21 protein-coding genes are annotated in these 23,104 nt (G+C 74.8%); 7 read left to right on the top strand and 14 right to left on the bottom strand.

What is annotated here, in order from left to right:
- Positions 1-5: 5 nt before the first annotated feature.
- The 4 genes from ABIH81_RS22410 to ABIH81_RS22395 all read right to left on the bottom strand — a co-directional run bounded on the left by ABIH81_RS22410 (position 6) and on the right by ABIH81_RS22395 (position 3,533).
- The gene (locus tag ABIH81_RS22410) at positions 6-770 is read right to left on the bottom strand and encodes an ABC transporter ATP-binding protein (protein ID WP_349876854.1); all 765 of its coding nucleotides are present in this window, start codon (positions 768-770) and stop codon (positions 6-8) included.
- Between the two features lie 148 nt (positions 771-918).
- Entirely contained in the window at positions 919-1,584 is a 666-nt protein-coding gene (locus ABIH81_RS22405) for a response regulator transcription factor (protein ID WP_349876853.1), read from the bottom strand.
- Positions 1,581-2,786, bottom strand: coding sequence for a histidine kinase (locus ABIH81_RS22400; RefSeq protein WP_349876852.1), 1,206 nt, complete (start codon positions 2,784-2,786; stop codon positions 1,581-1,583). Before ABIH81_RS22400 ends, ABIH81_RS22405 begins: the two co-directional genes overlap by 4 nt.
- 51 nt (positions 2,787-2,837) lie before the next feature.
- Positions 2,838-3,533, bottom strand: coding sequence for a DUF305 domain-containing protein (locus ABIH81_RS22395; protein ID WP_349876851.1), 696 nt, complete (start codon positions 3,531-3,533; stop codon positions 2,838-2,840).
- A gap of 138 nt (positions 3,534-3,671) precedes the next feature.
- Here ABIH81_RS22395 and ABIH81_RS22390 point away from each other — a divergent pair, with 138 nt between their 5' ends.
- Together ABIH81_RS22390 and ABIH81_RS22385 are read left to right on the top strand one after the other, a co-directional pair.
- Entirely contained in the window at positions 3,672-5,123 is a 1,452-nt protein-coding gene (locus ABIH81_RS22390) for a hypothetical protein (protein WP_349876850.1), read from the top strand.
- A 78-nt stretch (positions 5,124-5,201) separates the two neighbouring features.
- Positions 5,202-5,672 (top strand): phosphohydrolase, encoded by a 471-nt coding sequence (locus ABIH81_RS22385; RefSeq protein WP_349876849.1) that lies wholly within the window; start codon positions 5,202-5,204, stop codon positions 5,670-5,672.
- A gap of 27 nt (positions 5,673-5,699) precedes the next feature.
- Here ABIH81_RS22385 and ABIH81_RS22380 read toward each other — a convergent pair whose 3' ends face one another.
- On the bottom strand, positions 5,700-6,695 hold the full coding sequence (locus tag ABIH81_RS22380; protein WP_349876848.1) for a carcinine hydrolase/isopenicillin-N N-acyltransferase family protein: 996 nt from the start codon (positions 6,693-6,695) through the stop codon (positions 5,700-5,702).
- Positions 6,696-6,742: 47 nt separating this feature from the next.
- On the bottom strand, positions 6,743-7,216 hold the full coding sequence (locus tag ABIH81_RS22375; RefSeq protein WP_349876847.1) for a DUF1203 domain-containing protein: 474 nt from the start codon (positions 7,214-7,216) through the stop codon (positions 6,743-6,745).
- A 122-nt stretch (positions 7,217-7,338) separates the two neighbouring features.
- Between ABIH81_RS22375 and ABIH81_RS22370 the strand changes: the two genes are divergently transcribed.
- A complete protein-coding gene (locus ABIH81_RS22370; RefSeq protein WP_349876846.1) occupies positions 7,339-8,214 on the top strand; it encodes a transglutaminase domain-containing protein in 876 nt (291 codons plus the stop codon).
- Between the two features lie 6 nt (positions 8,215-8,220).
- Here ABIH81_RS22370 and ABIH81_RS22365 read toward each other — a convergent pair whose 3' ends face one another.
- From ABIH81_RS22365 to ABIH81_RS22350, 4 genes are all read right to left on the bottom strand, one after another.
- Positions 8,221-9,831 (bottom strand): asparagine synthase-related protein, encoded by a 1,611-nt coding sequence (locus ABIH81_RS22365; protein ID WP_349876845.1) that lies wholly within the window; start codon positions 9,829-9,831, stop codon positions 8,221-8,223.
- Between the two features lie 4 nt (positions 9,832-9,835).
- Positions 9,836-10,795, bottom strand: a complete 960-nt coding sequence (locus ABIH81_RS22360) for a hypothetical protein (RefSeq protein WP_349876844.1) — start codon at positions 10,793-10,795, stop codon at positions 9,836-9,838.
- 102 nt (positions 10,796-10,897) lie between these two features.
- Entirely contained in the window at positions 10,898-11,701 is an 804-nt protein-coding gene (locus tag ABIH81_RS22355) for an isocitrate lyase/phosphoenolpyruvate mutase family protein (protein WP_349876843.1), read from the bottom strand.
- A gap of 104 nt (positions 11,702-11,805) precedes the next feature.
- Positions 11,806-12,549: a winged helix-turn-helix domain-containing protein gene (locus tag ABIH81_RS22350; RefSeq protein WP_349876842.1), complete on the bottom strand. Its 744-nt coding sequence runs from the start codon at positions 12,547-12,549 to the stop codon at positions 11,806-11,808.
- A 128-nt stretch (positions 12,550-12,677) separates the two neighbouring features.
- Here ABIH81_RS22350 and ABIH81_RS22345 point away from each other — a divergent pair, with 128 nt between their 5' ends.
- The gene (locus ABIH81_RS22345) at positions 12,678-14,873 is read left to right on the top strand and encodes a family 43 glycosylhydrolase (RefSeq protein WP_349876841.1); all 2,196 of its coding nucleotides are present in this window, start codon (positions 12,678-12,680) and stop codon (positions 14,871-14,873) included.
- Positions 14,874-14,911: 38 nt separating this feature from the next.
- Here the strand turns inward: ABIH81_RS22345 and ABIH81_RS22340 are convergent, their stop codons facing one another.
- From ABIH81_RS22340 to ABIH81_RS22330, 3 genes are read right to left on the bottom strand one after another with little or no spacing between them, the layout of a single operon-like run.
- Positions 14,912-15,445 carry a 2'-5' RNA ligase family protein gene (locus ABIH81_RS22340; protein ID WP_349876840.1) on the bottom strand — a complete coding sequence of 178 codons (534 nt, stop codon included), beginning with the start codon at positions 15,443-15,445 and terminating at the stop codon, positions 14,912-14,914.
- A 44-nt stretch (positions 15,446-15,489) separates the two neighbouring features.
- On the bottom strand, positions 15,490-16,095 hold the full coding sequence (locus tag ABIH81_RS22335) for a response regulator transcription factor (protein ID WP_349876839.1): 606 nt from the start codon (positions 16,093-16,095) through the stop codon (positions 15,490-15,492).
- The gene (locus tag ABIH81_RS22330; RefSeq protein WP_349876838.1) at positions 16,092-17,237 is read right to left on the bottom strand and encodes a histidine kinase; all 1,146 of its coding nucleotides are present in this window, start codon (positions 17,235-17,237) and stop codon (positions 16,092-16,094) included. Before ABIH81_RS22330 ends, ABIH81_RS22335 begins: the two co-directional genes overlap by 4 nt.
- A gap of 131 nt (positions 17,238-17,368) precedes the next feature.
- Here ABIH81_RS22330 and ABIH81_RS22325 point away from each other — a divergent pair, with 131 nt between their 5' ends.
- Both ABIH81_RS22325 and ABIH81_RS22320 read left to right on the top strand, forming a co-directional pair.
- Complete coding sequence (locus ABIH81_RS22325; protein WP_349876837.1) at positions 17,369-18,193, top strand: hypothetical protein; 825 nt, start codon at positions 17,369-17,371, stop codon at positions 18,191-18,193.
- Between the two features lie 118 nt (positions 18,194-18,311).
- Positions 18,312-20,069: a DEAD/DEAH box helicase gene (locus ABIH81_RS22320; protein ID WP_349876836.1), complete on the top strand. Its 1,758-nt coding sequence runs from the start codon at positions 18,312-18,314 to the stop codon at positions 20,067-20,069.
- 72 nt (positions 20,070-20,141) lie between these two features.
- On the opposite strand, the gene lon is transcribed toward ABIH81_RS22320, so the two are convergent.
- Complete coding sequence (gene lon, locus ABIH81_RS22315; protein WP_349876835.1) at positions 20,142-22,478, bottom strand: endopeptidase La; 2,337 nt, start codon at positions 22,476-22,478, stop codon at positions 20,142-20,144.
- Positions 22,479-22,712: 234 nt separating this feature from the next.
- On the opposite strand from lon, the gene ABIH81_RS22310 reads away from it, so the two are divergent.
- On the top strand, positions 22,713-23,060 hold the full coding sequence (locus ABIH81_RS22310) for an Lsr2 family protein (protein WP_151501357.1): 348 nt from the start codon (positions 22,713-22,715) through the stop codon (positions 23,058-23,060).
- Positions 23,061-23,104: the final 44 nt, after the last annotated feature.

The raw sequence follows: 23,104 nt of genomic DNA, 5'->3' as shown, positions 1-23,104 counted from the left end.
CCCGGTCACCGCCCCGCCGGGGTCACGGCCGGGTCGAGCCGGCTGAGCGCGTCCCGGACCGCGCCGACCGTCGGCGCGTGCAGTTCGTCGACCAGCCGGCCGTCGGCGAGGAAGACCACCCGGTCGGCGTGCGCGGCGGCGGCCGGGTCGTGGGTGACCATGACGACGGTCTGGCCGAGCGTGTCGACCGCCTCGCGCAGCAGCCGCAGCACCTCCGCGCCGGAGCGCGAGTCGAGGTTGCCGGTCGGCTCGTCGGCGAAGATCACCCACGGCCGGGTGATCAGGGCGCGGGCCACCGCGACGCGCTGCTGCTGGCCGCCCGACAGCTCCGCCGGGCGGTGTCCGAGGCGATCGGTCAGGCCGACCGCGGCCACCACCTGACGCAGCCAGGTCGGGTCCGGGCGGCGGCCGGCGATGGCCAGCGGGAGGACGACGTTCTCCTCGGCGGTGAGCGTGGGCAGCAGGTTGAACTTCTGGAAGACGAAGCCGATCCGGTCCCGGCGCAGCCGGGTGAGCCGCCGGTCGTCCAGGCCCGTCAGGTCGGCGTCGCCGATGTGGACCGCCCCGGCGGTCGGCCGGTCGAGGCCGGCGAGGCAGTGCAGCAGTGTGGACTTGCCGGAGCCGGAGGGTCCCATCACGGCGGTGAACCGGGCGGCGGCCAGGTCGAGGTCGACGCCGTCGAGCGCGACGACGCGGGACTGGCCGGCGCCGTACTCCTTGCGCAGCGCGCGGGCGGCGAGGGCGACGCCTGTGGTCGGTGGTGCGGACACTGTGGTGCTCCTGTCGGACACGGTCTGAAGACCCTTCCGACGCTAGGTCCGGCACCGCTGAGTCGATCTCCACCTGCGCGCTCGACCTCGGTGCGACCACGGTCGTCCCCCACCGGGGGAACCCGTACGACCTGAGACGTACGGCCGGTCAGCCGCCGGGCGTGACCAGGCCGCTCTCGTACGCCAGCACCACCGCCTGAACCCGGTCGCGGAGCTGGAGCTTGGCCAGGATGCGGCCCACGTGGGTCTTCACCGTCGCCTCCGCGACGTGCACCCGGGCGGCGATCTCGGCGTTGGAGAGCCCCTGCGCCACCAGCAGCAGCACCTCGCGCTCCCGCTCGGTGAGCTGGGCCAGCCGGGGGTCGGCGGCCGGCGCGGGACCGAGCTGACCGGCGAACCGGTCGAGCAGCCGCCGGGTGATCGACGGGGCCACCACCGAGTCGCCCTGGGCCACCACCCGGATCGCGGCCATGAGCTCCTCCGGCGGCACGTTCTTGAGCAGGAACCCGCTCGCCCCGGCGCGCAGCGCGGCGAACGCGTCGGCCTCGGTGTCGAACGTGGTGAGCACCAGCACGCGCGGGCCGCCGCCGTCCGGGCGGGCGCAGATCCGCCGGGTCGCCTCCACCCCGTCCATGGTGGGCATGCGCAGGTCCATCACCACCACGTCGGCCTCGACCCGGTCCAGCACCCGCAGCGCGTCCGCGCCGTCGATGGCCTCGCCGACCACCTCCAGGTCCGGCTGGGAGTCGAGCACCATCCGGAACCCGGCCCGCACCAGCATCTGGTCGTCGACGATCATCACCCGCACTGTCACGCCGCCGCGCTCCCTTCCTCGATGCCGGCTGTCCCCGGCAGTGGCAGCCGCGCCTGCACCCGCCAGCCACCGGCGAGTGTGGGGCCGGCGGCGAGGCTGCCGTCGTACACCCCGACCCGTTCCCGCATGCCGACCAGGCCGTGCCCGCCGGACGGGGCCGGCCGGACCACCGGACGGCCGCCGCCGTCGTCGACCGCCCGGACCACGACGGCGTCGGCGGCCCAGTCCAGCGTCAGCTCCACCGACGCGCCGACGCCCGCGTGCTTGAGCGCGTTGGTCAGGCTCTCCTGCACCACCCGGTAGACGGTCAGCTCCAGGCCGGGCGGCAGCGCCGGCGGGTTGCCGGCGCCGCCGCAGGTGATCCGCAGCCCGGCGGCGCGGAACCGGTCGAGCAACGCGGGCAGTTCCACCAGCGCGGGTCGCCGGTGCGCCGGCTCGTCCGCCGCCGGCAGCGGCTCCGGGCGGTCGGGTTCCCGGAGTACGCCGACCAGCCGCCGCATCTCCTCCAGCGCCGCCCGGCCGGTGTCCGCGACCACCTTGGCCGCCTCCCGGGCGGTGGCCGGATCCCGGTCGAGCGTGAACCGCACCCCGTCCGCCTGCACGATCATCACGGCCATGCTGTGGGCCACCACGTCGTGCAGCTCACGGGCGATGCGGGTGCGTTCCTCGGCGACGGCGGCACGCGCCTCCGCCTCCCGTTCCCGCTCCAGCGTGGCGGCGCGTTCCTCCAGGCTGACCACGTAGAGCCGGCGGGTGCGCAGGTTCAGCCCGGCCAGCCAGACCGCGCCGACGATCAGGGTGTAGAAGAACGCGCTCATCCACCAGGGTCCGGTGCCGGGTGCCTGGAGCGCGGCGAGCACCCCGCCGATCACGGCGACGATCCCGGCCGCGATGCCGTCGCGGAGCCGGTCGGCGTACTTGACCACGCTGTAGAGGGCGATCAGCACGGAGATGTCGTAGCTGAGCGGACCCCAGCCGGCGATCACCTGGACCAGCGCGAGCGCGGCCACCAGGGCGCCCACCGCCGACGGGTGGGTACGCCGGAAGAACAGCGCCGCCGCCATCGCCACGCCGACCGCGGACGCCGCGAGCCCGGTCTGCCCGGCGAGGTACCCGGACAGCGCGAAGAACACGACGAGCCCGCAGACGGCCGCGTCGAACGCGACACCCCGCAGCGGACGACCGAGGATCAGGCGGTTCACGATCCCCCAGCCTAGGCCCGCCCCTCGCGTCCTCCCCCGCCCGCTCCCAGGTCAGGGGGTCAGGAGGGCCTGCATGCGGGTGATCTCGGCGGACTGCTCGACCGCGACCGCGGTGGCGAACTCCTGCATCGGCTGGTCGACGCCGACCTTCAGCAGGTCGGTGGACATGACGACGGCGCCCCGGTGGTGGTCGGACATCATCTGCACGAACAGCCTGTCGAACGCCGCGCCGCGCGCGTCCGCGAGCCGCCGCATCGCCTCGGCGGACTGCATTCCGCGCATGCTGCCGTGGTCGTGCCCCGGCACGTCGGCGGGCAGGTCGCGCGTGCTGAGCCAGGCGCGCAGCAGGCCGACCTCCGGGCCCTGCGCGGCGCGGATCCGCTCGGCCACGGCGCGGATCCGCGCGTCGGCGGCACGCCCGGGCGCGAGCGCGGCCATCTCCAGGGCCTGCTCGTGGTGCGGGATCATCATCCGGACGTACCAGACGTCGAGGCTGTTCCACCGCGGCGTGGTGGCGCCCCGGACCTGCTCGGCGGGGCGGGTCGCGGCGGGCTCCCCCGGGCGCCCCGGCACCACCACGGGTGGCGCCGACGCGGCGGCGTTCGCGCTCGGCTCGGCCACCGCGGCGGTTCCGGCCGCCTCCGGCGTACGGGCGTCCCCGGGCCCGGTGAGCGCGAGCGCGCCCACCACCACGAGGGTCACCAGTGCTGTGACGCCCACCCACACGCGCGCCTGCCGGCTGGTCATAGGACGCCTCCTCCGGTCAAGGTGACAGCGATCCTATCCATAGACGAAAGTTCCCTAGTGTGACCCAGATCACATTGATGGCCGTCTCGAATCGGTAAGGTGTGGCGAATCATGACCCCCTTTCGAAGGGTGTTGCCGATGATCAACGTCCGCACGTCCCGAATCCGGATCGTCAGCCTGGCCGCCGCCAGCCTGCTGCTCGCCGGCGTCTTCACCGCGCCCCCGAGCAGCGCGCAGGAGATCCCCCGCGCCCAGGCCGCGCCGACCACCGTGGACAACGCCGTCCCCGGTGTCGACGAGATCTCCAGCAGCCCCAACCTGCGCCAGGTGGCGAACCTGCCGAAGCAGGCGCCGTTCGACACCACGGCCGCGCTCGGCACCGACATCGCCTTCCAGGGGCGGTACGCGTTCGTCGGCAACTACGACGGGTTCGTCGTCTACGACGTCTCCCGCCCCAGCCGCCCGACGATCGTGTCCCAGGTGCTCTGCCCCGGCTCGCAGAACGACATCTCGGTCCACGGCAACCTGCTGTTCCTGTCGACCGACTCTTCCCGCAGCGACGACTCCTGCGCCAGCACCACCCAACCGGCGTCGGTGAAGGAGTCCTGGGAGGGCATCAAGATCTTCGACATCCGGGACAAGCGCAACCCGCGCTACATCAAGTCGGTGGAGACGGCGTGCGGCTCGCACACCCACACCCTGGTGCCCGGCAAGGACAAGCGGAACGTCTACCTGTACGTCTCCTCGTACAGCCCGCGGGCCGAGTTCCCGGACTGCCAGCCGCCGCACGACTCCATCTCCATCGTCAAGGTGCCGGTTAAGAACCCCACCACGGCCTCCGTGGTCGCCACGCCGAACCTCTTCCCGGACGGCGGCTACCCGGGCATCCCGGGCCAGTCGTCGGCCACCGCCGGCTGCCACGACATCACCGCGTACCCGTCGAAGGACCTGGCCGCGGGCGCCTGCATGGGTGACGGCATCCTGCTGGACATCGCCAACCGCGAGGCGCCCCGGGTGATCGAGCGGGTCACCGACGCGGAGAACTTCGCGTTCTGGCACTCGGCCACGTTCAACAACGCCGGCACCAAGGTCGTCTTCACCGACGAGCTGGGCGGCGGCGGCGCGGCCACCTGCAACGAGGTGGTCGGCCCGAACCGCGGCGCGGACGCCATCTACGACATCACCGGTCGCGGTGACGCGCGCAAGCTGGAGTTCCGCAGCTACTACAAGATCCCCCGCGTCAACACGGACACGGAGAACTGCGTGGCCCACAACGGCTCGCTGATCCCGGTGCCCGGCCGCGACATCATGGTCCAGGCCTGGTACCAGGGCGGCATCTCGGTGTGGGACTTCACCGACTCGCGCAAGCCCAAGGAGATCGCCTACTGGGAGCGCGGGCCGCTGGACGCCTCGCAGCTGCGTACCGGCGGGTCCTGGTCGGCCTACTGGTACAACGGCCACATCTACTCCAGCGACATCCAGAAGGGACTGGACGTGCTGGAGCTGCGTGACCCGCGCACCTGGCTGGCCCAGTTCCTGCTGGTGCCCGAGCTGAACGTGCAGACCCAGGCCGGTTACCTGAGCTGGTGACCCGCTGACCGTCGCCGGGCCCGGCGCTCCCTCGCGGGGGCGCCGGGCCCGGTGCGTTCCCGGGACGGGAACGGACACGTGCCGGTGACGATCGACGACCGGACGGCGGTGCCGAGCGACGCCCGGATCCGGGCTCTGCACGAACGGCTCGCGCCGTCCCGCGAGGCGTTGCGCCTCGTCTGGACGCACTGCCGGATCGTGTGTGACATCGCCGAACAACTGCTCGACCGCAGCGGTGTGGACGCGGACGCCCGGTTCTGCTCCCGTCACACCGGCGTCGGAATCAGCCGGGCCGACGTACGCCGGCAGGGGCTGCCGATCCCGGCCGCCGACTACACGGCCGTCACCGCCGAGGAACACCTCGTGATGTACGCCGACAAGTTCCACAGCAAGACCACGCCACCGTCGTTCGTCTCCGCCGCCTCCTACGCGGTGGCCGTAGGGCGCTTCGGCGCGGACAAGGTCGACCGGTTCGCGGCACTCGTCGAGCGGTTCGGCGAGCCGGACCTGCCGATGCTCGCCGCCAGGTATCGGCAGCCGATCGTCTGAGGGGACGCGGCGCCACCGCGGTCGTGGTCAGTTGCTCATCGGCAGCCGGTAGTCGCGGGTGCCGCCGCCGGCAGTCACCACCCGCACCTCGCCGCTGCGCAGCCCGTACGTCACCGACCAGCGGGTGTGCGACTGGCGTACCGCGTTCAGCAGCCGCAGCGCCCCGGCCGCGTCGACCACCCCACCGGTGCGGTCCAGTTCCTTCGCCAGCACGCCGTACCGGTGGTCCTGCCGCAGTTCCCGGTCCGGCACCCCGACGGCCGGCACATTGGTGAGCGCCTGCCACGGGCCCTGCCGCCGGTCCACAGTGAGTTTCCCGTCGACGAACTCCACCACCGCGGACGCGCCGCTGGCGTCGGCGAGCAGGTAGTGCAGCGGCGGCCCGCCGTCGAAGTCGAGGTTGTAGCGCCGGAACACGGCGACCGCCTCGTCCACGGTGGCGGCCGAGTCGAGCACCAGGCGCAGGATGCGCACCGAACCCACGGTGGGCCGGCCGGGCACCGGCTCGGCGCGTGCCCCGTCGTCGGCGGCCAGCCCGACCGCGAGGCCCCGCTCGTTCATCCCGTCGAACGGCAGCAGCGGCGCGTCCAGCAGCCGCCGGTCCCCCGTCGGGTCGGCGGACACGCCCAGGTACGAGATGTCGACGAGCGAGATGGAGGCGTACCCGTCCGGCGGGTCGGTGCGCAGCACCAGCGCCGGGTTCGGCTCCCAGTCGAAGTTGCGGGCGAACAGCGGCCGGTCGCGGTCGGCGAGCGCGGCGAACAGCGAGCAGCCGAACGGGCTCGGCGGCGTCGACCCGGCCAGCCCGGCGGTCGGGTCGTAGTCGCCGTCGTACGTCATCTCGTACATCGGCAGGTCGTCGATCTTGCGGAGGCTGGCCAGGGTCCGCTCGACCTGCCCCGGGTCCTGCCGGGACGCGGTCGGTGAGCCGGCCGCGGCCGGCGGGCCGGACCGGCGGCTCTCGCCGCAGGCCGTGCCGAGCAGGAGCAGCGCGAGCCCGCCGGCGATGAGGGTCCTCCGCATACCGCGACGCTAGAAGAGGCCTCCGCCGATGTCCATCCGGGATCCGGTCAGCTCCGCACGACAGCGAACATCCAGCAGCCGTACACGACGTTGCGGCTGTGCAGCAGGTCTACCGCCGCATCGGCGAACAGATCCGCGATCACCGCCTCCGGGTCGCCGCCGTCGTGTCGCCGTCCGCCCACGATGCGGCCCCTGCTGTCGTACGCGCGCAGCACCTGCTCCCGTCCGCGCCACTGGGACGGGTACGCCGTCACGTCGACCGGGCCGGCGCAGCCGGTGGCGTGCGTGAACACCGGCCCCACCTCGCGGTACGGGCCGGGCGGTAGCGGCGGGGCGTACCCGAACAGCAGCAGCGCCTCGTCCGGCCGGGCGTCGCGCAGGCAGCAGCGCAGCGGCTCCCCGCCGGTGGCGCGCCGGTGCTCGGGCGGCTGCCCGGTGGCGTCGCGGCCGGTGCGTCGAAGCTCGGCGAGCGTCCCGGCGGGCAGCGGGCGGATTCCGAACGCGGTACGGGTGGTCGTCACGGTCCCAGCCTGGCGCGGCCCGGGCCGCGGCGCTGGCGGTGATCGGACCTGGTGTTCGGGTGCCGCGAGAATGAGCGCCGAGCGGGCACCCGCGGGCCGCGTCCGGCGCCGACAATGGCCGGATGGACGTCGACGACTACCGGACCCACTCCCCGTACAGCGATCCCCGCCACCACGCGGCGCTGCTCGACGCCGTGCCCGCCGACCTGCCCACCGTCGCGGCGGCCGCCCGCAACGTGATCGTCCACTACCGCGCCGGTGGCGTGGAGCTGCCGGACGTCCGCCGGGCCGAGGTGAACCTGCGCTGGCTGGACCGCATCCTCGACGCCGACCAGTCCCGGTTCCCGCTGCCGCTGACCGCCGGGCGCCCGGCCGCCGAGCGGGTCGCCGGGTGCTGCCGGGACCACACGCTGCTCACCGTCGCGGCGCTGCGCCAGCACGGCGTGCCGGCCCGCAGCCGGGTCGGTTTCGTCAGCTACTTCTCCCCGGACTGGCACCACGACCACGTGCTCGCCGAGTGGTGGGACGGCGAGCGCTGGGTCTGGTCCGACCCGGAGCTGGACCCGGCCGGCGACTGGCCGTTCGACGGATACGACATCGACCCGGAGGCGGGGCACTTCGAGTCGGCGGCCCGGGTGTGGCTGGCGTACCGGGCGGGCCGGATCGACCCCGGCACGTACGGGGTGGACCCGTCGCTGCCGTTCCGGGGCGACTGGTTCATCCACGACTACGTGCTGCTGGAGCTGGCCCATCGGCACAAGGACGAGGTGCTGCTCTGGGACGGTTTCGGGGCGATGACCGACGACCTGGCCGGTGCCGACCTCACGCTCGTCGACGAGGTCGCCGCCCTGCTGGTCGCCGCCGACCGCGGCGACACCGCCGCCGGGCGGGAGCTGGCCCGGCGGTACGCCTCGGACGCCCGGTTGCGTCCGGGCCCGACGGTTCACTGCATGGACCCGGTCTCCGGCACGGCCGCTGACGTCGGCCTGCGGCGTTGACCGGGCTCATCCGGGCAGGGGCGCCTCGTCGCCTCTGGTGCGGCGCGGGTTGACCAGCCGGCGGACCATCGGCGCGGCGTTCCAGCGGGCCGCGCCGACCAGGTCCCGGGCGTGCTCCAGCACGGTGTAGTCGGGCCGGGCCATCCCCTCGGCGATGGCCCGGTCGAGGTCGTTGCCGCACCGGGTGAGCACGCTGTCGAAGTCGCGTCGGACCGGTTCGAGCAGGTCGTAGCCGAAGGAGCGGTGCAGCCGGGCGAACAGCGGCTTGTAGAGGCGGGCCCGCTCGTGCAGCCCCGACGAGTAGGACATCGGGTTCTTCGGCCGCTGCCGGACGTAGGAGGGCAGCACGTCCGCGAAGGCCCGCCGGACGATCCACTTCTCCTGCCCGTCGCGCAGCTTCACGTCCAGCGGCAGCCGCATGGCCAGCTCGACGACGCTGAGGTCGAGGAACGGCACCCGGGCCTCCACGCCGTGCGCCATGCTGGCCCGGTCGACCCGTTGCAGTTCGGTGCGGCACAGATTGCGGATCTTGTGCAGGAACAGCCGGCGGGACCGCTCCGGCCCGACCTGGTGGTACATCGGGTACCCGCCGAACAGCTCGTCCGAGCCGTCGCCGGTGAGCACCACCCGTACGCCCAGCTCGCGCAGCCGCCGGAAGATGGGCACCGAGACGACCGCGTTGATGATGTCGCCGTACTCGGTCAGCTCGGAGATCCGGATCGCCTCGCGGACGTCGGCGAGCCGGATGTCGCGCGGGCGCAGCTCGATCACCTCGTGCGGTACGCCGAGGTCGGCGGCGAGCCGACGGGCGTACGCGACGTCCGGGCTCTCCGGCACGCCGATGGTGACCGCCACGCAGTCGGGGTGCAGTTCCCGGGCGTGCAGCAGCGCCAGCGAGCTGTCCAGACCGCCGGAGAGCACCACGCCGACGGTGAGGTCGGTGTCCAGCCGGGCGCGCATCGCGTCGGTGAGCGCGACGCGGACCAGCAGGGCCGCCTCGTCCGGGTCGTCGATCACCGGCAGGCCGTCGCCGAGGGTGAGCAGGTCGACGTGCGGGCCCAGCCGGACCGGGCGGCCGGGCTCGACCCAGCCGTGGTGCCCGGGCGCCACCTCACCGATCGGCGCGCCGTGCCCGACCAGCGCCTTGACCTCGGAGGCGAGGTGCAGGCAGCCGGGCTGGCGGGACCAGTACAGCGGCTTGACCCCGAGCGGGTCGCGGGCCAGGTACGCCCGGCCGGTGTCCCGCTCGACGATCACGAACGCGTACTCGCCGCGCAGCCGGCGTACCGCGTTCTCGCCCCACTGGCGGAACGCGGTGAGCACCACCTCGGTGTCGCCGGTGGTGCGGAACCGGTGCCCGAGCCGGGTCAGCTCGGCGCGCAGCTCGTGGTGGTTGAAGATCTCGCCGTTGAAGCAGAGCAGGTGCCGCTCGTCCGGCGACATCCACGGCTGGACGGACCGTTCCCGGTCCACGATCTTCAGCCGCCGTACGCCGGCGAGGAGGCCGTGCTCCTGCCGGGTCTCGGTGACCTCACCGCGCGGCGCGAGCGCGGCGATCATCCGCCGGAAGGTGGCCGGGTCCGCGTCGGGGCCGATGCTCAGCGCGATGCCGCACACCGGGTCACACCCCCATCTCGGCCTCGTAGGCCCGCCGGTACCGGCGGGCGGCGGCCGGGGCGAGGCACACGTGCCAGGCCTGCCCCTCGTCGATCACGTTCACCTCGCCGGCGTCCTGCCGGGCCAGCAGCAGTCCGGCGAGCGCCGGGCGGGCGCCGAAGCGGTCGTACCACGCCAGTTCGACGTCGGCGGCCCAGCCGAGGCAGTGCCCGCTGGGCACCATCGCGGCGTATCCGAGGCGGCGCAGCCGGTACTGGTGCTCGGCGCTGCGGGCCAGGCTGGTCACCCAGAGCGGCGGTGTGCCGTCCGGCGCGACGGCCGTGAACTCCCGGGCCAGGTCGTTGAGGAGGGCGATCATCTCGCGGCGGGCCCGCCGGAACAGCAGCCCGGCGGTACGCGGGGTGGCGTCCGGGCGCAGCCGCCGCCGGACCGCCCGCAGCCCGCGTCCCACCACTGTGGCGGGCTGTTCCTGGTAGCGGAACTCCAGCAGGCCGCGGCGGCGCAGCCATTCCAGGTCGACCAGTTCGGTGCTGGCGCGTACCTGGTCGTCGGTGAGGAACGTCGCGCTGTCCCGCCACCAGAGCACGTCGACGCGGGAGAGCAGGTAGATCCGGACCAGCGCGGTGAGATCCTGCGCCGAACTGCGCGCGTTGGGCTGGTAGCGGGCCATCTCCAGCAGCAGCGTCTCCCGGGCGCCGATCAGGCCCTGCGGGGTGGCGTCGAGGACGGCGGCGATGGCCGGTTCGCGCAGCCGCTGGTCGAGGAGCACCTGGCGGGCGGTGGTGGACGGCGCGTCGGCGAGCGCGCCCATCTCGACCAGGAGTTCCGCCACCGCCGCCCGGTACGCGGACAGGTCCGGCGTGCCCTCGGCGCGCCGGCCGGCGGCGGGCACCCGCCGGGCGGGAGCGGCAGACGTGACGGCGGGACCGGGCTGGCGACCGGGGCTGCGGCTGGGCACTCGCATGGTCTCCGTCCCCTCTCGGTCAGGACACGGCGTGATTGGGCCTGCACACACCGTAATTAGCCGAGAGTGCGGCAATCGCCCCATCTCCTGCGAAGTGCCCGATCAGGTGGCGGACGCCCGTACCAACGCCTGCACCTCCTCGTACCCGGGCGGCGCCGGCAGGCCCGCGTCGCGCCCGGCGCCGATCGCGTCGGCCAGGTGCAGCGCCGCCCCGAGGGCCGCCCGGAACAGCAGCGAGCCGGTGCTGACCCGGGCCACCCCGAGCCGTCCGAGGGCGGCCAGGTCCGGGCCGCCCGGCCGGTAGAGCACGTTCAGCGGCAACCCGGCCTCGGCGGCGAGCACGCCGACCAGGTCGCCGGGCGCGCCCGGCACGAACAGGCCGTCGGCGCCCGCGGCCCGGAACAGCGCCGCCCGCCGCCGCGCCTCGTCCAGCGGCGACGGCACGCCCAGCCACCAGGCGTCGGTGCGGGCGTTGACGAACATCCCCGGTACGGCCGCGCGGACCGCCGCGATCGTGGCGGCGACGTGCTCCGCCGGGGCCAGGCGCCCGTCCGGGCGGCCGTCCTCCAGGTTCACGCCGACCACGCCGAGCGCGGCCAGCTCGCCGACGTAGCGCGCCACCTCCGCCGGGTCGTCGTGGAAGCCGTCCTCGATGTCCACCGTGAGCAGCGCCGGCAGGTCCCGCAGCCGGTACGCCAGCTCCAGCGTCTCGGCTCGGGTGGCGCGGACCGCGTCCGGCCGGCCGGCGGCCGCCGCCACGCCCAGACTGGTGGTGCCGATCGCCGGGTGGCCCCGGCCGGCGAGCGCCGCGGCGGAGGCGTGGTCCCAGGCGTTGGGCAGCAGCAGCGGGTCGCCGGGCCGGTGCAGGTCACGGAACGCGCGGTACCTGATCGTCGGTGAATCCATCGCCCGACCGTAGGGCGCTGACAGTTCGGCCCGGACCGAACGATCCGGCGGGCACACCCGGGGGTCAGGCGCGCGCGGGACCGGCGTCGCGGGGCGCGGGCAGGTCAGGCGCGAGCGGGACCGCTGTCGCGGGACGCGGGCGGGGCCAGCAGCGCCGGGTCGACCCCGAGCGCCTCGGCCAGCGCGTCCCGCCCGGCGGCGGTGAGCCGGACCGCCCGTCCGGTGCCGCGGGCGGTCCAGCCGAGGTCGAGGAAACGCCCGCACAGCGCCGCCCCGAGCGCGCCGGCCAGGTGCGGGCGTCGCTCGGTCCAGTCCAGGCAGTCGCGCACGAGCGGTCGCCGCGTCGCGCGCAGCGGTTCGACCGGTACGCCGAGACCCGCCAGCCAGGTCACGCCGGTGCCGGTCAGCGCCAGGCCGCCGGAGCGGTCGAGCACGCCGCGGTCGAGCAGGGCGTCGTGCAGCAGCACGCCGAGCCGCCCGGCCAGGTGGTCGTAGCAGGTGCGGGCGTACGCCAGGGCGGCGCCGGCCGACGCGGCGCGCAACGTGCGGGGCGGGGTGGCCGGGGCGGGCGCCCGCGCGGCCAGGTCCTCGACGAGCTGGGCGACGCCCGGGTCGGCGAGGCGGACGTACCGGTGTCGGCCCTGCCGCTCCTCGACGAGCAGGCCGCCCGCCACCAGCCGGGTGAGGTGGTCGCTCGCGGTGGACGCGGCGACCCCGGCGGCGCGCGCCAGTTCCCCGGCGGTCCAGGCGCGGCCGTCGAGCAGGGTGAGGCAGAAGCCGGCCCGGGTGGGGTCGGCGAGCAGCGCGGCGAACCCGGCGAGTCCGCGGCCGTCGGCGCCAGTGGTCATCGGCCCATGCTGACACGGGCACGGTTCGGGCCGCGTCGAACGGTCCCCGGGGTTCTTTACAGCACTCTCTCCAACGTTGTAGAAACGATGGCACCGCACCTCCGTCTACTCTCCCGAGGGCAGGCCCGATGGGACACCTCCGCCGCGGCGGCGCGCTCGCCGCCGTACTCACGCTTCTGCTCGCCGGCGCGCCTCCCGCGTCCGCCGCCGGGCCCGACCGCTACCGCAACCCGGTCTCCGCCGGGTTCGCCGACACCTTCGCCGACCCGGTCGTGGTGCGCGGCGACGACGGACTCTGGTACGCCTTCGGCACCTCCGACCCGCTGCGCGAGGGCGAGGGGCGCGCGCATCGGGTGCCGATCGCCCGCTCCGCCGACCTGGTCGACTGGTCCTACGTCGGCGACGCGTTCGCCCCGGACCAGCGGCCCGCCTACGCAGCGCCCGGCGCCGCGTTCTGGGCGCCCGACGTGCGGCGGGTGGCGGGCCGGTGGGTGATGTACGTGACGGTCACCGACACCACGGTCTCCGGCGACACGTTCGACACCGCCGTGGGCGTGGCCACCGCGCCGAGCCCGGCGGGCCCGTGGACGTTCGCCGACACACCCGTGGTCGCGCCGCGCCCGGGCGCCGGCGGCGGTTACCTGTGGACGATCGACCCGAGCCAGCTCACCGGCGCCGACGGCCGCCACTGGCTCTACTACGGCAGCTACTACGGCGGCATCTCGGTCACCGAACTGTCGCCGGACGGGCTGCGCGCGGTCGGCACGCCGACGCCGGTCGCGATCGACAACAAGTTCGAGGGCGGGTACGTGCTGCGCCGCGACGGCTGGTACTACCTGTTCGCGTCCACCGCGAACTGCTGCGCCGGGCCGGCCACCGGCTACTCCGTCCAGGTCGGGCGGTCGCGTGACCCGCGCGGCCCGTTCACCGACCGCGACGGCCAGCGCCTCGACGTCTCCCGGGCCGGCGGCACGCCCGTGCTCACCCAGAACGGCAACCGCTGGATCGGCACCGGGCACAACGCGGTCCTCACCGACCTGTCCGGGCAGGACTGGATCGTCTACCACGCGATCGACCGCGCCGACCCGTACCTGGACGAGCCGTTCGGCGTCAACGAGCGGCCGATGCTGCTGGACCGCCTCGACTGGATCGACGGGTGGCCCACCGTCAACGCGGGCGCCGGTCCCTCCGGCACCGCCCGGCCCGCGCCCGTCACCACCGGCCCGATCGACGCCCGCTTCACCACCGACGACCTGCGCGGCTGGCGGGCCGAGCACGGCCGCTGGCAGGCCGCCGGCGGGGTGCTGACCGGCAGCGGCACGCTGACCTCGCGTACCCGCGTCGCCGGTGACCTGCGGGTGGAGACCGACCTGCGGCTGACCGGCGCGGCCACCGCCGGGCTGCGGCTGCACGGCGTGGACGTCCGCGTCGGGCGCGGCCGGCTGAGCGCGGGCGCCGCGACCACCGCGCTGCCCGCCGGCCTCGACCTGAGCGACCGGCACAATCTCGCGATCGAGGTACGCGGGCGGCACCTCGTCGCCACGCTCAGCCCGTCCCGCCTCGGCGACCCGGTCGCCCGGGTGACGCTGCGGCTGCCCCGCCCCGCGACGGGTGAGGTGTCCGTGCGCGCCGAGGGCGGCCCGGCCGAGTTCGACGACGTCAGCGCCGCCCGCCTGTACCGTCCGGCGCGGCACACCGTCCCCGATCCCCGGGTCGGCCCGGTGCTGCGCGGCTTCTCCGACGAGTTCACCGGCGGGCTCGACCCGGCCTGGCAGTGGGTACGCCAGGATCCGGCCGCCACCGTGAGCGGCGGCGCGCTGCGCTGGCCGGTGCAGGACGCCGACCTGTCCGGCACCGGCAACACCGCCTCGGTGCTGCTGCGCGACGCGCCGGCCGGGAACTACGTCGCCGAGACGAAGGTGACGCTGGACCTGGGCGAGGACATCGTGCGCAACTACCAGCAGGCGGGCCTGGTCGCGTACGTCGACGACGACCGGTTCGCCCGGCTGACCCAGGTGGCGATCTGGAACACCCGGCAGGTCGAGTACGGCTACGAGCTGCCCTTCGCCGGGCAACCGGTGTACGGCGGCAGCATCGTCGGCACTCCCGGCACCACCACCTGGCTGCGGCTGGCCCACCGGACCGACCCGGTCACCGGCGAGCACGAGTTCCGGGCCGGGTCCAGCCGGGACGGGAAGCACTGGACGTGGGGCGCGGTGTGGACGTTCCCGGCCGGCACGACGCCGCGGATCGGGCTGGTGGCGCACGGCGGCGCCACGCCCGCGGTGACGGCCGGGTTCGACTACCTGCGCTTCCACCGCTGACGTCCGGGGCCGTCCCCTCCGGTGGGGGCGGCCCCGGCTCAGCCGCCGGTACGCGGGCAGGCGGTGGTCAGGGCGCTGACCGTGCGGGTGTCGCCGTCGTAGCTGCGCGCCGCCACGAACGCACCGGCCGGCGGGTGCGCCCCGACGACCGCCCGGGCCCGACGCCGGTCCGCCGCGCCGAACCGCAGCGCCAGGCTCAGGTGCGGCACCCACCGGCCGGGCTGGTGCCACGAGTGCCCGCCGGACGCCTCGGCGAGCACGTCCCAGACCGCGCCGTGCAGCGCGACGAGCTGCGGGGTCGGCCGGACCAGCCACACCAGCGGCGCGCTGCCGTCGAGCACCGCCACCCGGCCCAGCCGCACCGGCAGCGGCAGCGCCGCGTCGCAGAGGTCGGCCAGGCGCTGCTCGGCGCCGGGCGGGAACTCCTCGACCGAGGCGAGCGTCAGGTGCGGCCGGTTCGTCGGGTGCGTGTTGCGGGCCAGGCTGGGCAGCCCGGCGGCGGCGAGCCGGTCCCAGGCAGCGCGAACCGCCGCTTCCAGCTCGGGCGAGCAGAGCAGTTCGACCGTCCGCACGTGATCAGGCTAGTCGGCGCCGACCGCCCGCGACGCCCCGTACGTCAGAGCCAGCCGGCCTCGCGCGCCCGCCGTACCGCCTCCGCCCGGTCGGCGGCGCCGAGCTTCTGCACACAGGCGCTCAGGTGGTTGCGGACCGTTCCGGCGGCCAGATGGGTCCGCCGGGCGATCACCGCGACCGGGGTGCCCAGCTCGGCCAGCCGCAGCGTCTCCAGCTCACGCGGCGTCAGCGGGCACTCGGGCAGGGTGAGCGCGTCGGCCGCGAGCGCGGGATCGACGTAGCGGGCGCCGGAGTGCACCCGGCGGATCACGTCGGCCAGCGCGCCGCCGGGGGCGCCCTTGGCGAGGAATCCGCGTACCCCGGCGGTGAGCGCCGGCCGGAGCTGGGCGGGCCGGCCGTGTCCGGTGAGGATCACCGGGGCGCAGCCGGGCAGCGCCCGGGTCAGCTCGGCGGCGACCTCGACGCCGCCGGGCGGCGGCATCTCCAGGTCGAGCACGGCGACGTCCGGGCGGTGGGCCAGCGCCGCGTCCAGGGCGCTGCGCCCGTCGCAGGCGTGCGCGACCACCTCGATGTCCGGTTCCAGGTCGAGCAGCGCGGCGAGCGCGAGCCGGATCAGCTCCTCGTCGTCGGCCAGCAGCACCCGGATCACGGCGTCACCGGCACTGTGGCCACCAGGCTGAACACGCCGTCGGCGGCGTGCGCCCGGACCCGGCCGCCGGCCGGTACGAGCCGGTCGGCCAGGCCGCGCAGGCCGCCGCTGAGCCGGTCCGGTCCGCCGTCGTCGCGGACGCCGTCGTTGCGTACGGTCAGCGTCACCACGCCGTCCTCCCGGGTGATCTCGATCCGGCACCAGCCGGCCCGGCTGTGCCGCAGCACGTTCGTCCCGGCCTCGCGCAGCACGGCGGCCAGGTCGGCGGCGATCGGCGCGGGCACCTCACCGGCCGGCGGGACCACCGTCGTGCGTACCCCGCTGGAGCGCAGCACCTCCCCCACCGCGGCGGCCTGCTCGGCCAGGTCGACGGCGCGGTAGCCGTGCACCGCCGCCCGTACCCGGGCCAGCGCCGAGCCGGCCAGCCGCCGCGCCTCGGCCGCCTCCCGGGCGGCCCGGCCGGCGTCGCTCAGCGCCAGCCGCTCCGCCAGCTCGGCCTTGAGCGCGATCACTGTGAGGTCGTGGCCGAGCAGATCGTGTACGTCCCGGGCGAAGCGCAACCGCTCCTCGGCCGCGGCGAGCCGCGCCTGGGCCGCCTGCCCCTGCCGGGCCTCGACGAGCAGATCCCAGAACCACACCTGGACCCAGGTGAGCGCGGCGATCCCGGCGCCCACCACGCCGGTGACCAGCAGCGCCGTGGGCACCGGCCCACCCGTCGACCAGGTGACGGCGGCGGACACCGCGAGGACGCCGGCCGCCGCCACCGCCGCGACGACGGGCCGGAACAGCAGCGGCGTCATGCCGACCAGGGACGCGCCGAGCCACGCCCAGGTGGGCCAGGATCCGGCCGCGACCGGGCCGAGCAGCGGCAGGCTGAGCAGCGCCGCCACTGTGAGCGCGGCGTGCCGGCGACGGCGGGCCGGTACGGGCAGCCACGGCGTGACGGCGGCGTGCAGCACCGCGATCTGGGCGACCGTGAACGCGAGCAGCCCGGCGGCGCCGAGCGTGACGCGTACCGGGTCGGGCTCGCGGACCAGGCCGACGACGGGCAGCAGCACAGTGGTCCACACGTTCGTGGCCAGCGACAGCAGGGTGACCCGCCGGGCCCGGCGCAGCCGGTGGTCGGCGGAATCGACTGTCATGCCCGCCGATCCTAGGGCGTGCGCCGGCCCGCCCACCCCGGCAGATGTCACGGCCGGATCGTGCGATCCGCACGGTTTCCCGGTGACGCACGCGCCTTCTCCGGTGCGCCGGACGGCGGCAGGGTCGGAGCATGACGGAGATGACTGTGGTCGTACCCCGGCGGTGGGCCGGGTGGGCGCGGACCCGGCACCTGGCCGGGATGGTGGTGGCGATGGTGGCCGGCATGGTGCTGCTCGGGCCGTTGTGGCAGGTGGGCGGGGGCCTGCTCGGCGGCGCGGCGGTGCTGGCGCGGCCGGACGTGGGCGCGCTGGTGATGGCGACGAACATGGCGGCGGGCATGGCCGCGTGGATGTGGTACCGGGGGGACGGCCGGGCCGCCACCGCGGAGATGTCGGCGGCCATGTACGTGCCGTTCCTGCTGCTGCTCCCGCCCTGGTGGGCCGGGTGGGTCGGGGACGGCGCGCTGCTGCTCGGCGGTCACCTGCTGATGGTGCCGGCGATGCTGCTGGTGGCGCTGCGCCACCGGCACACGGCCGCCGCACCGCCCCGGCACCCGGTCGCCGCGGCCGTGGCGCGGGGGTGGCCGGCCGGGCTGGGGCTGCTCATGACGGTGGACATGTCGTTCGCGCCGACCGTCTTCGCGCCGTGGACGCTGCTGGTCCTGCCGGCCGGCTACCTGCTGATCGGCACCTGGCGGCGGCAGTGGCGCGACCGGCGCGCGCTGGCCGCGCAGCTCGCCGGGGCGGCCGTGTGGAGCGGCCTGGCGGTCGTGGCGATGACGGCGTCCGCCGGCGTCGCCGGGGTGCTCGTCGGGGCGGGCTGGCTCGTGCACGCCGCCTGGGACGCCTGGTACCACCGCAGCGGCACGGTGGTGCCGCGCGGGTACGCGCTGTGGTGCGCGGTGTTCGACGTCGGGGTGGGTCTCACCACGCTGCTGGCCGTCCTGTCCCGGTGATCCGGCGGGGGCACGGGGCCGCGCCGGATCACCCGGAGGGGACGGCACACGGGTGGCGCGGCGAACGTTTGCCCCGGTCGCCGTGACCGCCGTGCGGCGGTGATGAAAAACTTGCCGGATGAGCTCCGCACCGACCCCGACCGACCCCGCCATTCCCGACGACGCCGAGGACACCACCGCCTTCGCGGATCTCGGGCTGCGCGACGAGTTGCTGAACGCGCTTGCCGCGCTCGGCTACGAGGAACCGACCCCGATCCAGCGGGAGGCGATCCCTCCGCTGCTGGCCGGGCAGGATCTGCTGGGGCAGGCAGCGACCGGTACGGGCAAGACCGCCGCGTTCGCGCTGCCGCTGTTGCAGCGGATGCCGGTGGGGCGGGCCGAGGGCGACCCGGTGTCGCTGGTGCTGGTGCCGACCCGTGAGCTGGCCGTGCAGGTCTCCGAGGCGTTCCACCGCTACGGCAAGGACCTGGGCGCCCGGGTGCTGCCGATCTACGGCGGGCAGCCGATCGGCCGGCAGCTGCGCGCGCTCGACCACGGGGTGGACGTGGTGGTGGCGACGCCGGGCCGGGCCCTGGACCACATCGCCCGGGGCACGCTGCGGCTCGGCGCGCTGAGCACGGTGGTGCTGGACGAGGCGGACGAGATGCTCGACATGGGCTTCGCCGAGGACATCGAGGCGATCCTGGAGCACGCACCGGCCGGACGGCAGACCGTGTTGTTCTCGGCCACCATGCCGGCCCGCATCGACGGGCTGGCCCGGCAGCACCTGACCGACCCGGTCCGCATCCGGATCGAGCGGGAGCGGCCGGTCGCCGGGGAGGCGCCCCGGGTACGGCAGAGCGCGTACATCGTCTCCCGGGCGCACAAGCCGGCCGCGCTGGGCCGGGTGCTGGACGTCGAGTCGCCCACCGCCGCGATCGTGTTCTGCCGCAGCCGGGAGGAGGTGGACCGGCTCACCGAGACGATGAACGGCCGGGGCTACCGGGCCGAGGCGCTGCACGGCGGGATGAGCCAGGAGCAGCGGGACCGGGTGATGGGCCGGCTGCGCTCCGGCACGGCCGACCTGCTCGTCGCCACCGACGTGGCCGCCCGAGGGCTGGACGTCGAGCAGCTCACCCACGTGGTCAACTACGACGTCCCGTCCGCCCCGGAGTCGTACGTGCACCGGATCGGCCGGGTCGGCCGGGCCGGGCGGGAGGGCGTGGCGATCACGCTCGCCGAGCCGCGTGAGCACCGGATGCTCAAGACCATCGAGCGGGTCACCGGGCAGCGGATCGCCATCGACAAGATCCCCACGGTGGCGGACATGCGGACCCGGCGGCTGGAGCTGACCCAGGCCGCGCTGCGGGAGAGCCTGCTGGAGGACGACCTCGACCCGTACCGGGCGATCGTGGAGTCGCTGACCGACGAGTTCGACCTGGTCGAGGTGGCGCTGGCGGCGGTGAAGCTGGCGCACGAGGCGACGTCGCCGGGCTCGGACGACGAGGAGGAGATCCCGCAGGTTCCGGTCCGCGGCCCGCGCGAGGGCCGGCCGGAGACCGGCGGGCGGGGCGAGCGCCGGGGCCCGGGGCGCCCGCGTACCGGCGGCACCACCCAGGTCTTCATCGGGCTGGGCCGGCGGGCCGGGGTACGGCCGCAGGACCTGGTGGGCGCGATCACCGGGGAGACCCGGATCAACGGCCGGGACATCGGCTCGATCGAGATCGCCGACCGGTTCTCCCTGGTCGAGGTGCCGCAGGCGGTGGCCGACGAGATCATCGCGGGGCTACGGAACACCACCATCAAGGGGCGCAAGGCGACGGTACGCCGGGACCGGGACGGCGACGGCCCGGGCGAGCGCCGCGACCGGGGCTACGAGCGGCGCGACCGCCGCTGAGCCCGGCGCGACCCGCTGGGGGACACGACGTCGCCCCGGCCACCGTGCGTACGGTGGCCGGGGCGACGGTCGTCAGGCCGCGGCGAGCGCCGGACCGTCCAGCGACTCCGTGTCGATCTCGGCCGGGCGCAGCGCCAGCGCGAGCACGTCCGCCACGTCGGACAGGGTGTGCACGGTCAGCGCCTCCCGCACCTCGGCCGGCAGGTCGTCCAGGTCCGGCTCGTTGCGCTTCGGGATGATCACCTCGGTGAGACCGGCCCGGTGCGCGGCGAGCAGCTTCTGCTTCACCCCGCCGATCGGCAGCACCCGGCCGGAGAGCGTCACCTCGCCGGTCATCCCGAACTCGGGCCGCACCGGCCGCCCGGTCACCAGGGACGCCAGCGCGGTCACCATGGTGATGCCGGCGCTCGGGCCGTCCTTGGGTACCGCGCCCGCCGGGACGTGCAGGTGGATCCGCCGCCCGGCCAGGGCGTTCGGGTCCAGGCCGTAGCGCCGTCCGTTCGACCGCAGGTACGACCACGCGATGTGCGCGGACTCCTTCATCACGTCGCCGAGCTGGCCGGTGAGCGTCAGCCCCGGCTCGCCCTCCATCGTGGTGGCCTCGATGAACAGCACGTCGCCACCGGCGCCGGTGACGGCCAGGCCGGTCGCCACGCCGGGCACGGCCGTCCGCTCGGCCGACTCCGGCGTGAACTTCGGCCGGCCCAGGTAGCGGGCCAGGTTGCCGGCGTCGACGTGCACCGGCGCGGCGTCCGTGGCGAGCGCGACGGCGACCTTGCGCAGGATCTTGGCGAGGGCCCGTTCGAGCTGCCGGACGCCGGCCTCCCGGGTGTACTCGCCCGCGATCAGCGCCAGCGCCTCGTCGGCGACGGTGACCTCGCCGGTCGTCAGCCCGGCCCGTTCCCGCTGCCGGGGCAGCAGGTGGTCCCGGGCGATGGCGACCTTCTCGTCCTCGGTGTAGCCGTCCAGCGCGACCAGTTCCATCCGGTCCAGCAGCGGGCCGGGGATCGCCTCGACCACGTTGGCGGTGGCCAGGAACAGCACGTCGGACAGGTCGAGGTCGACCTCCAGGTAGTGGTCGCGGAACGTGTGGTTCTGCGCCGGGTCGAGCACCTCCAGCAGGGCCGCCGCCGGGTCGCCGGAGTAGCCGGCGGCCAGCTTGTCGACCTCGTCGAGCAGCACGACCGGGTTCATCGAGCCGGCCTCGCGCAGCGCCCGCACGATCCGGCCGGGCAGCGCGCCGACGTAGGTGCGCCGGTGGCCGCGGATCTCCGCCTCGTCCCGGACACCGCCGAGGGAGACACGGACGAAGTTGCGGCCCAGCGCCCGGGCGACCGACTCGCCGAGGCTGGTCTTGCCGACACCGGGCGGGCCGGCCAGGGCCAGCACCGCGCCGGAGCCGCGTCCGCCGACCACGCCGAGGTTGCGCTCCGCGCGCCGGTTGCGCACCGCGAGGTACTCCAGGATGCGGTCCTTCACGTCGGCCAGGCCGGCGTGGTCGGCGTCGAGCACGGCCCGGGCCGCGGCCAGGTCGGTGTGGTCCTGGGTACGCGTGTTCCACGGCATCTCCAGGACGGTGTCCAGCCAGGTACGGATCCAGCCCGCCTCGGGTGAGGCGTCACTGGCCCGCTCCAGCTTGCCGACCTCGCGCAGCGCCGCCTCGCGTACGTTCTCCGGCAGGTCGGCGGACTCCACCCGCGAGCGGTAGTCGGCGGAGCCGTCCGGCTCGTCCTCGCCGAGTTCCTTGCGGATCGCGGCGAGCTGCTGGCGGAGCAGGAACTCCCGCTGGGACTTCTCCAGCCCCTCGCGTACGTCGCTGTTGATCTGCTCGGTGACCTCCTGCTCGGCCAGGTGTTCCTTCACCCAGCCGACGAGCAGTTCCAGCCGGGCGGTGACGTCCGGCGCGGCGAGCAGTTCGGTCTTCTGCGTCAGGCTGAGCCAGGGCGCGTAACCGGCCGAGTCGGCCAGCTCGGACAGGTCGGTCATCCGCTCCATCGCGTCGATCACCTGCCAGGCGCCGCGCTGCTGCAGCACGGACGTCATGAGCGCGCGGTACTCGCGGGCGAGTTCCCGGGCGCGGCCCGCCGGTGCGGGCTCGTCGAGTGTGGTGGCCTCGACCCAGAGCGCGGCGCCGGGACCGGGCACGCCGGAGCCGATGCGGGCGCGGGTCAGACCACGGATGACCGCCGCCGGCTCGCCGCTGGGCAGCCGGCCCACCTTCTCGATCGTGGCGACCACGCCGACGGAGCCGTACTCGCCCTCGATGCGGGGTACGGCCAGGAGTTCCTTGTCGCCGGTGGCGCGCGCCGCGTCGACCGCGGCCTGGGTGGTCGGGTCGAAGGTCACCGGGATGACCATCCCGGGCAGCAGGACGGCGTCGGTCAGGGGAAGTACCGGAAGAGTTGCCATCGAACACCTGCCATCACGTTGGTTGAGCGTGTCTGGCTCAAGTAACAAAACGTGTCCCTTGTTCCGGGTTGTGACCCACGCCACTGCGGAGCGCCGCGTTCCCGCGCGCCGCACTCAATGGCGGCACCCTTTGCCGCGACCCGCCGAATGGAAACAGTCGGCTATTGTTGCGGAATTACCGCGCGGTAGGTCAAACTCTTAGCCACACCCCGCCCGACACAGGGAGTAATGGCGATGGCAAGGAAAGTAATCACCGTTCTGACCGACGACCTCGACGGCGGAAAGGCCGATCGGACCGTCGAGTTCAGCCTGGACGGCGTGGCGTACACGATCGACGTCTCGGACGAGAACGCGGGCGTCCTGCGCAAGGCGCTGGATCCGTACATCAGCGCTGGCAGGCGAATCGGCCGGGGAGCGCCCGAGGTCACCCGCGGCGCCCGCCGCACCACCCGGCCGAGCACCTCGGGAATGGACCGCGAGCAGAACCGCGCCATCCGGGAATGGGCCGCCAAGAACGGGTTCGAGATTTCCGAGCGCGGGCGCATCCCGGTCTCGGTGGTCGAGGCGTACAAGAACCGCTGACCGCCACCGGTTCACCGTCGGGCATCCCGGGGTCACGCTGAGAA

The sequence above is a fragment of the Micromonospora sp. HUAS YX12 genome, from assembly GCF_040215685.1.
Classification (GTDB): domain Bacteria; phylum Actinomycetota; class Actinomycetes; order Mycobacteriales; family Micromonosporaceae; genus Micromonospora; species Micromonospora tulbaghiae.
The sequence above is the reverse complement of the archived record's forward strand: the minus strand, read 5'-3'. Positions and strand labels throughout refer to the sequence as shown.

What these genes read in the sequence shown, in the direction of transcription:
- ABIH81_RS22380 (WP_349876848.1), bottom strand. Translation starts at nt 6,695, where the DNA reads ATGCGGAGGACCCTCATCGCCGGCGGGCTCGCGCTGCTCCTGCTCGGC.
- ABIH81_RS22320 (WP_349876836.1), top strand. Translation starts at nt 18,312, where the DNA reads ATGAGCTCCGCACCGACCCCGACCGACCCCGCCATTCCCGACGACGCC.
- ABIH81_RS22350 (WP_349876842.1), bottom strand. Translation starts at nt 12,549, where the DNA reads ATGACCACTGGCGCCGACGGCCGCGGACTCGCCGGGTTCGCCGCGCTG.
- ABIH81_RS22345 (WP_349876841.1), top strand. Translation starts at nt 12,678, where the DNA reads ATGGGACACCTCCGCCGCGGCGGCGCGCTCGCCGCCGTACTCACGCTT.
- ABIH81_RS22360 (WP_349876844.1), bottom strand. Translation starts at nt 10,795, where the DNA reads ATGCGAGTGCCCAGCCGCAGCCCCGGTCGCCAGCCCGGTCCCGCCGTC.
- ABIH81_RS22370 (WP_349876846.1), top strand. Translation starts at nt 7,339, where the DNA reads ATGGACGTCGACGACTACCGGACCCACTCCCCGTACAGCGATCCCCGC.
- ABIH81_RS22395 (WP_349876851.1), bottom strand. Translation starts at nt 3,533, where the DNA reads ATGACCAGCCGGCAGGCGCGCGTGTGGGTGGGCGTCACAGCACTGGTG.
- ABIH81_RS22310 (WP_151501357.1), top strand. Translation starts at nt 22,713, where the DNA reads ATGGCAAGGAAAGTAATCACCGTTCTGACCGACGACCTCGACGGCGGA.
- lon (WP_349876835.1), bottom strand. Translation starts at nt 22,478, where the DNA reads ATGGCAACTCTTCCGGTACTTCCCCTGACCGACGCCGTCCTGCTGCCC.
- ABIH81_RS22330 (WP_349876838.1), bottom strand. Translation starts at nt 17,237, where the DNA reads ATGACAGTCGATTCCGCCGACCACCGGCTGCGCCGGGCCCGGCGGGTC.
- ABIH81_RS22355 (WP_349876843.1), bottom strand. Translation starts at nt 11,701, where the DNA reads ATGGATTCACCGACGATCAGGTACCGCGCGTTCCGTGACCTGCACCGG.
- ABIH81_RS22390 (WP_349876850.1), top strand. Translation starts at nt 3,672, where the DNA reads ATGATCAACGTCCGCACGTCCCGAATCCGGATCGTCAGCCTGGCCGCC.
- ABIH81_RS22325 (WP_349876837.1), top strand. Translation starts at nt 17,369, where the DNA reads ATGACGGAGATGACTGTGGTCGTACCCCGGCGGTGGGCCGGGTGGGCG.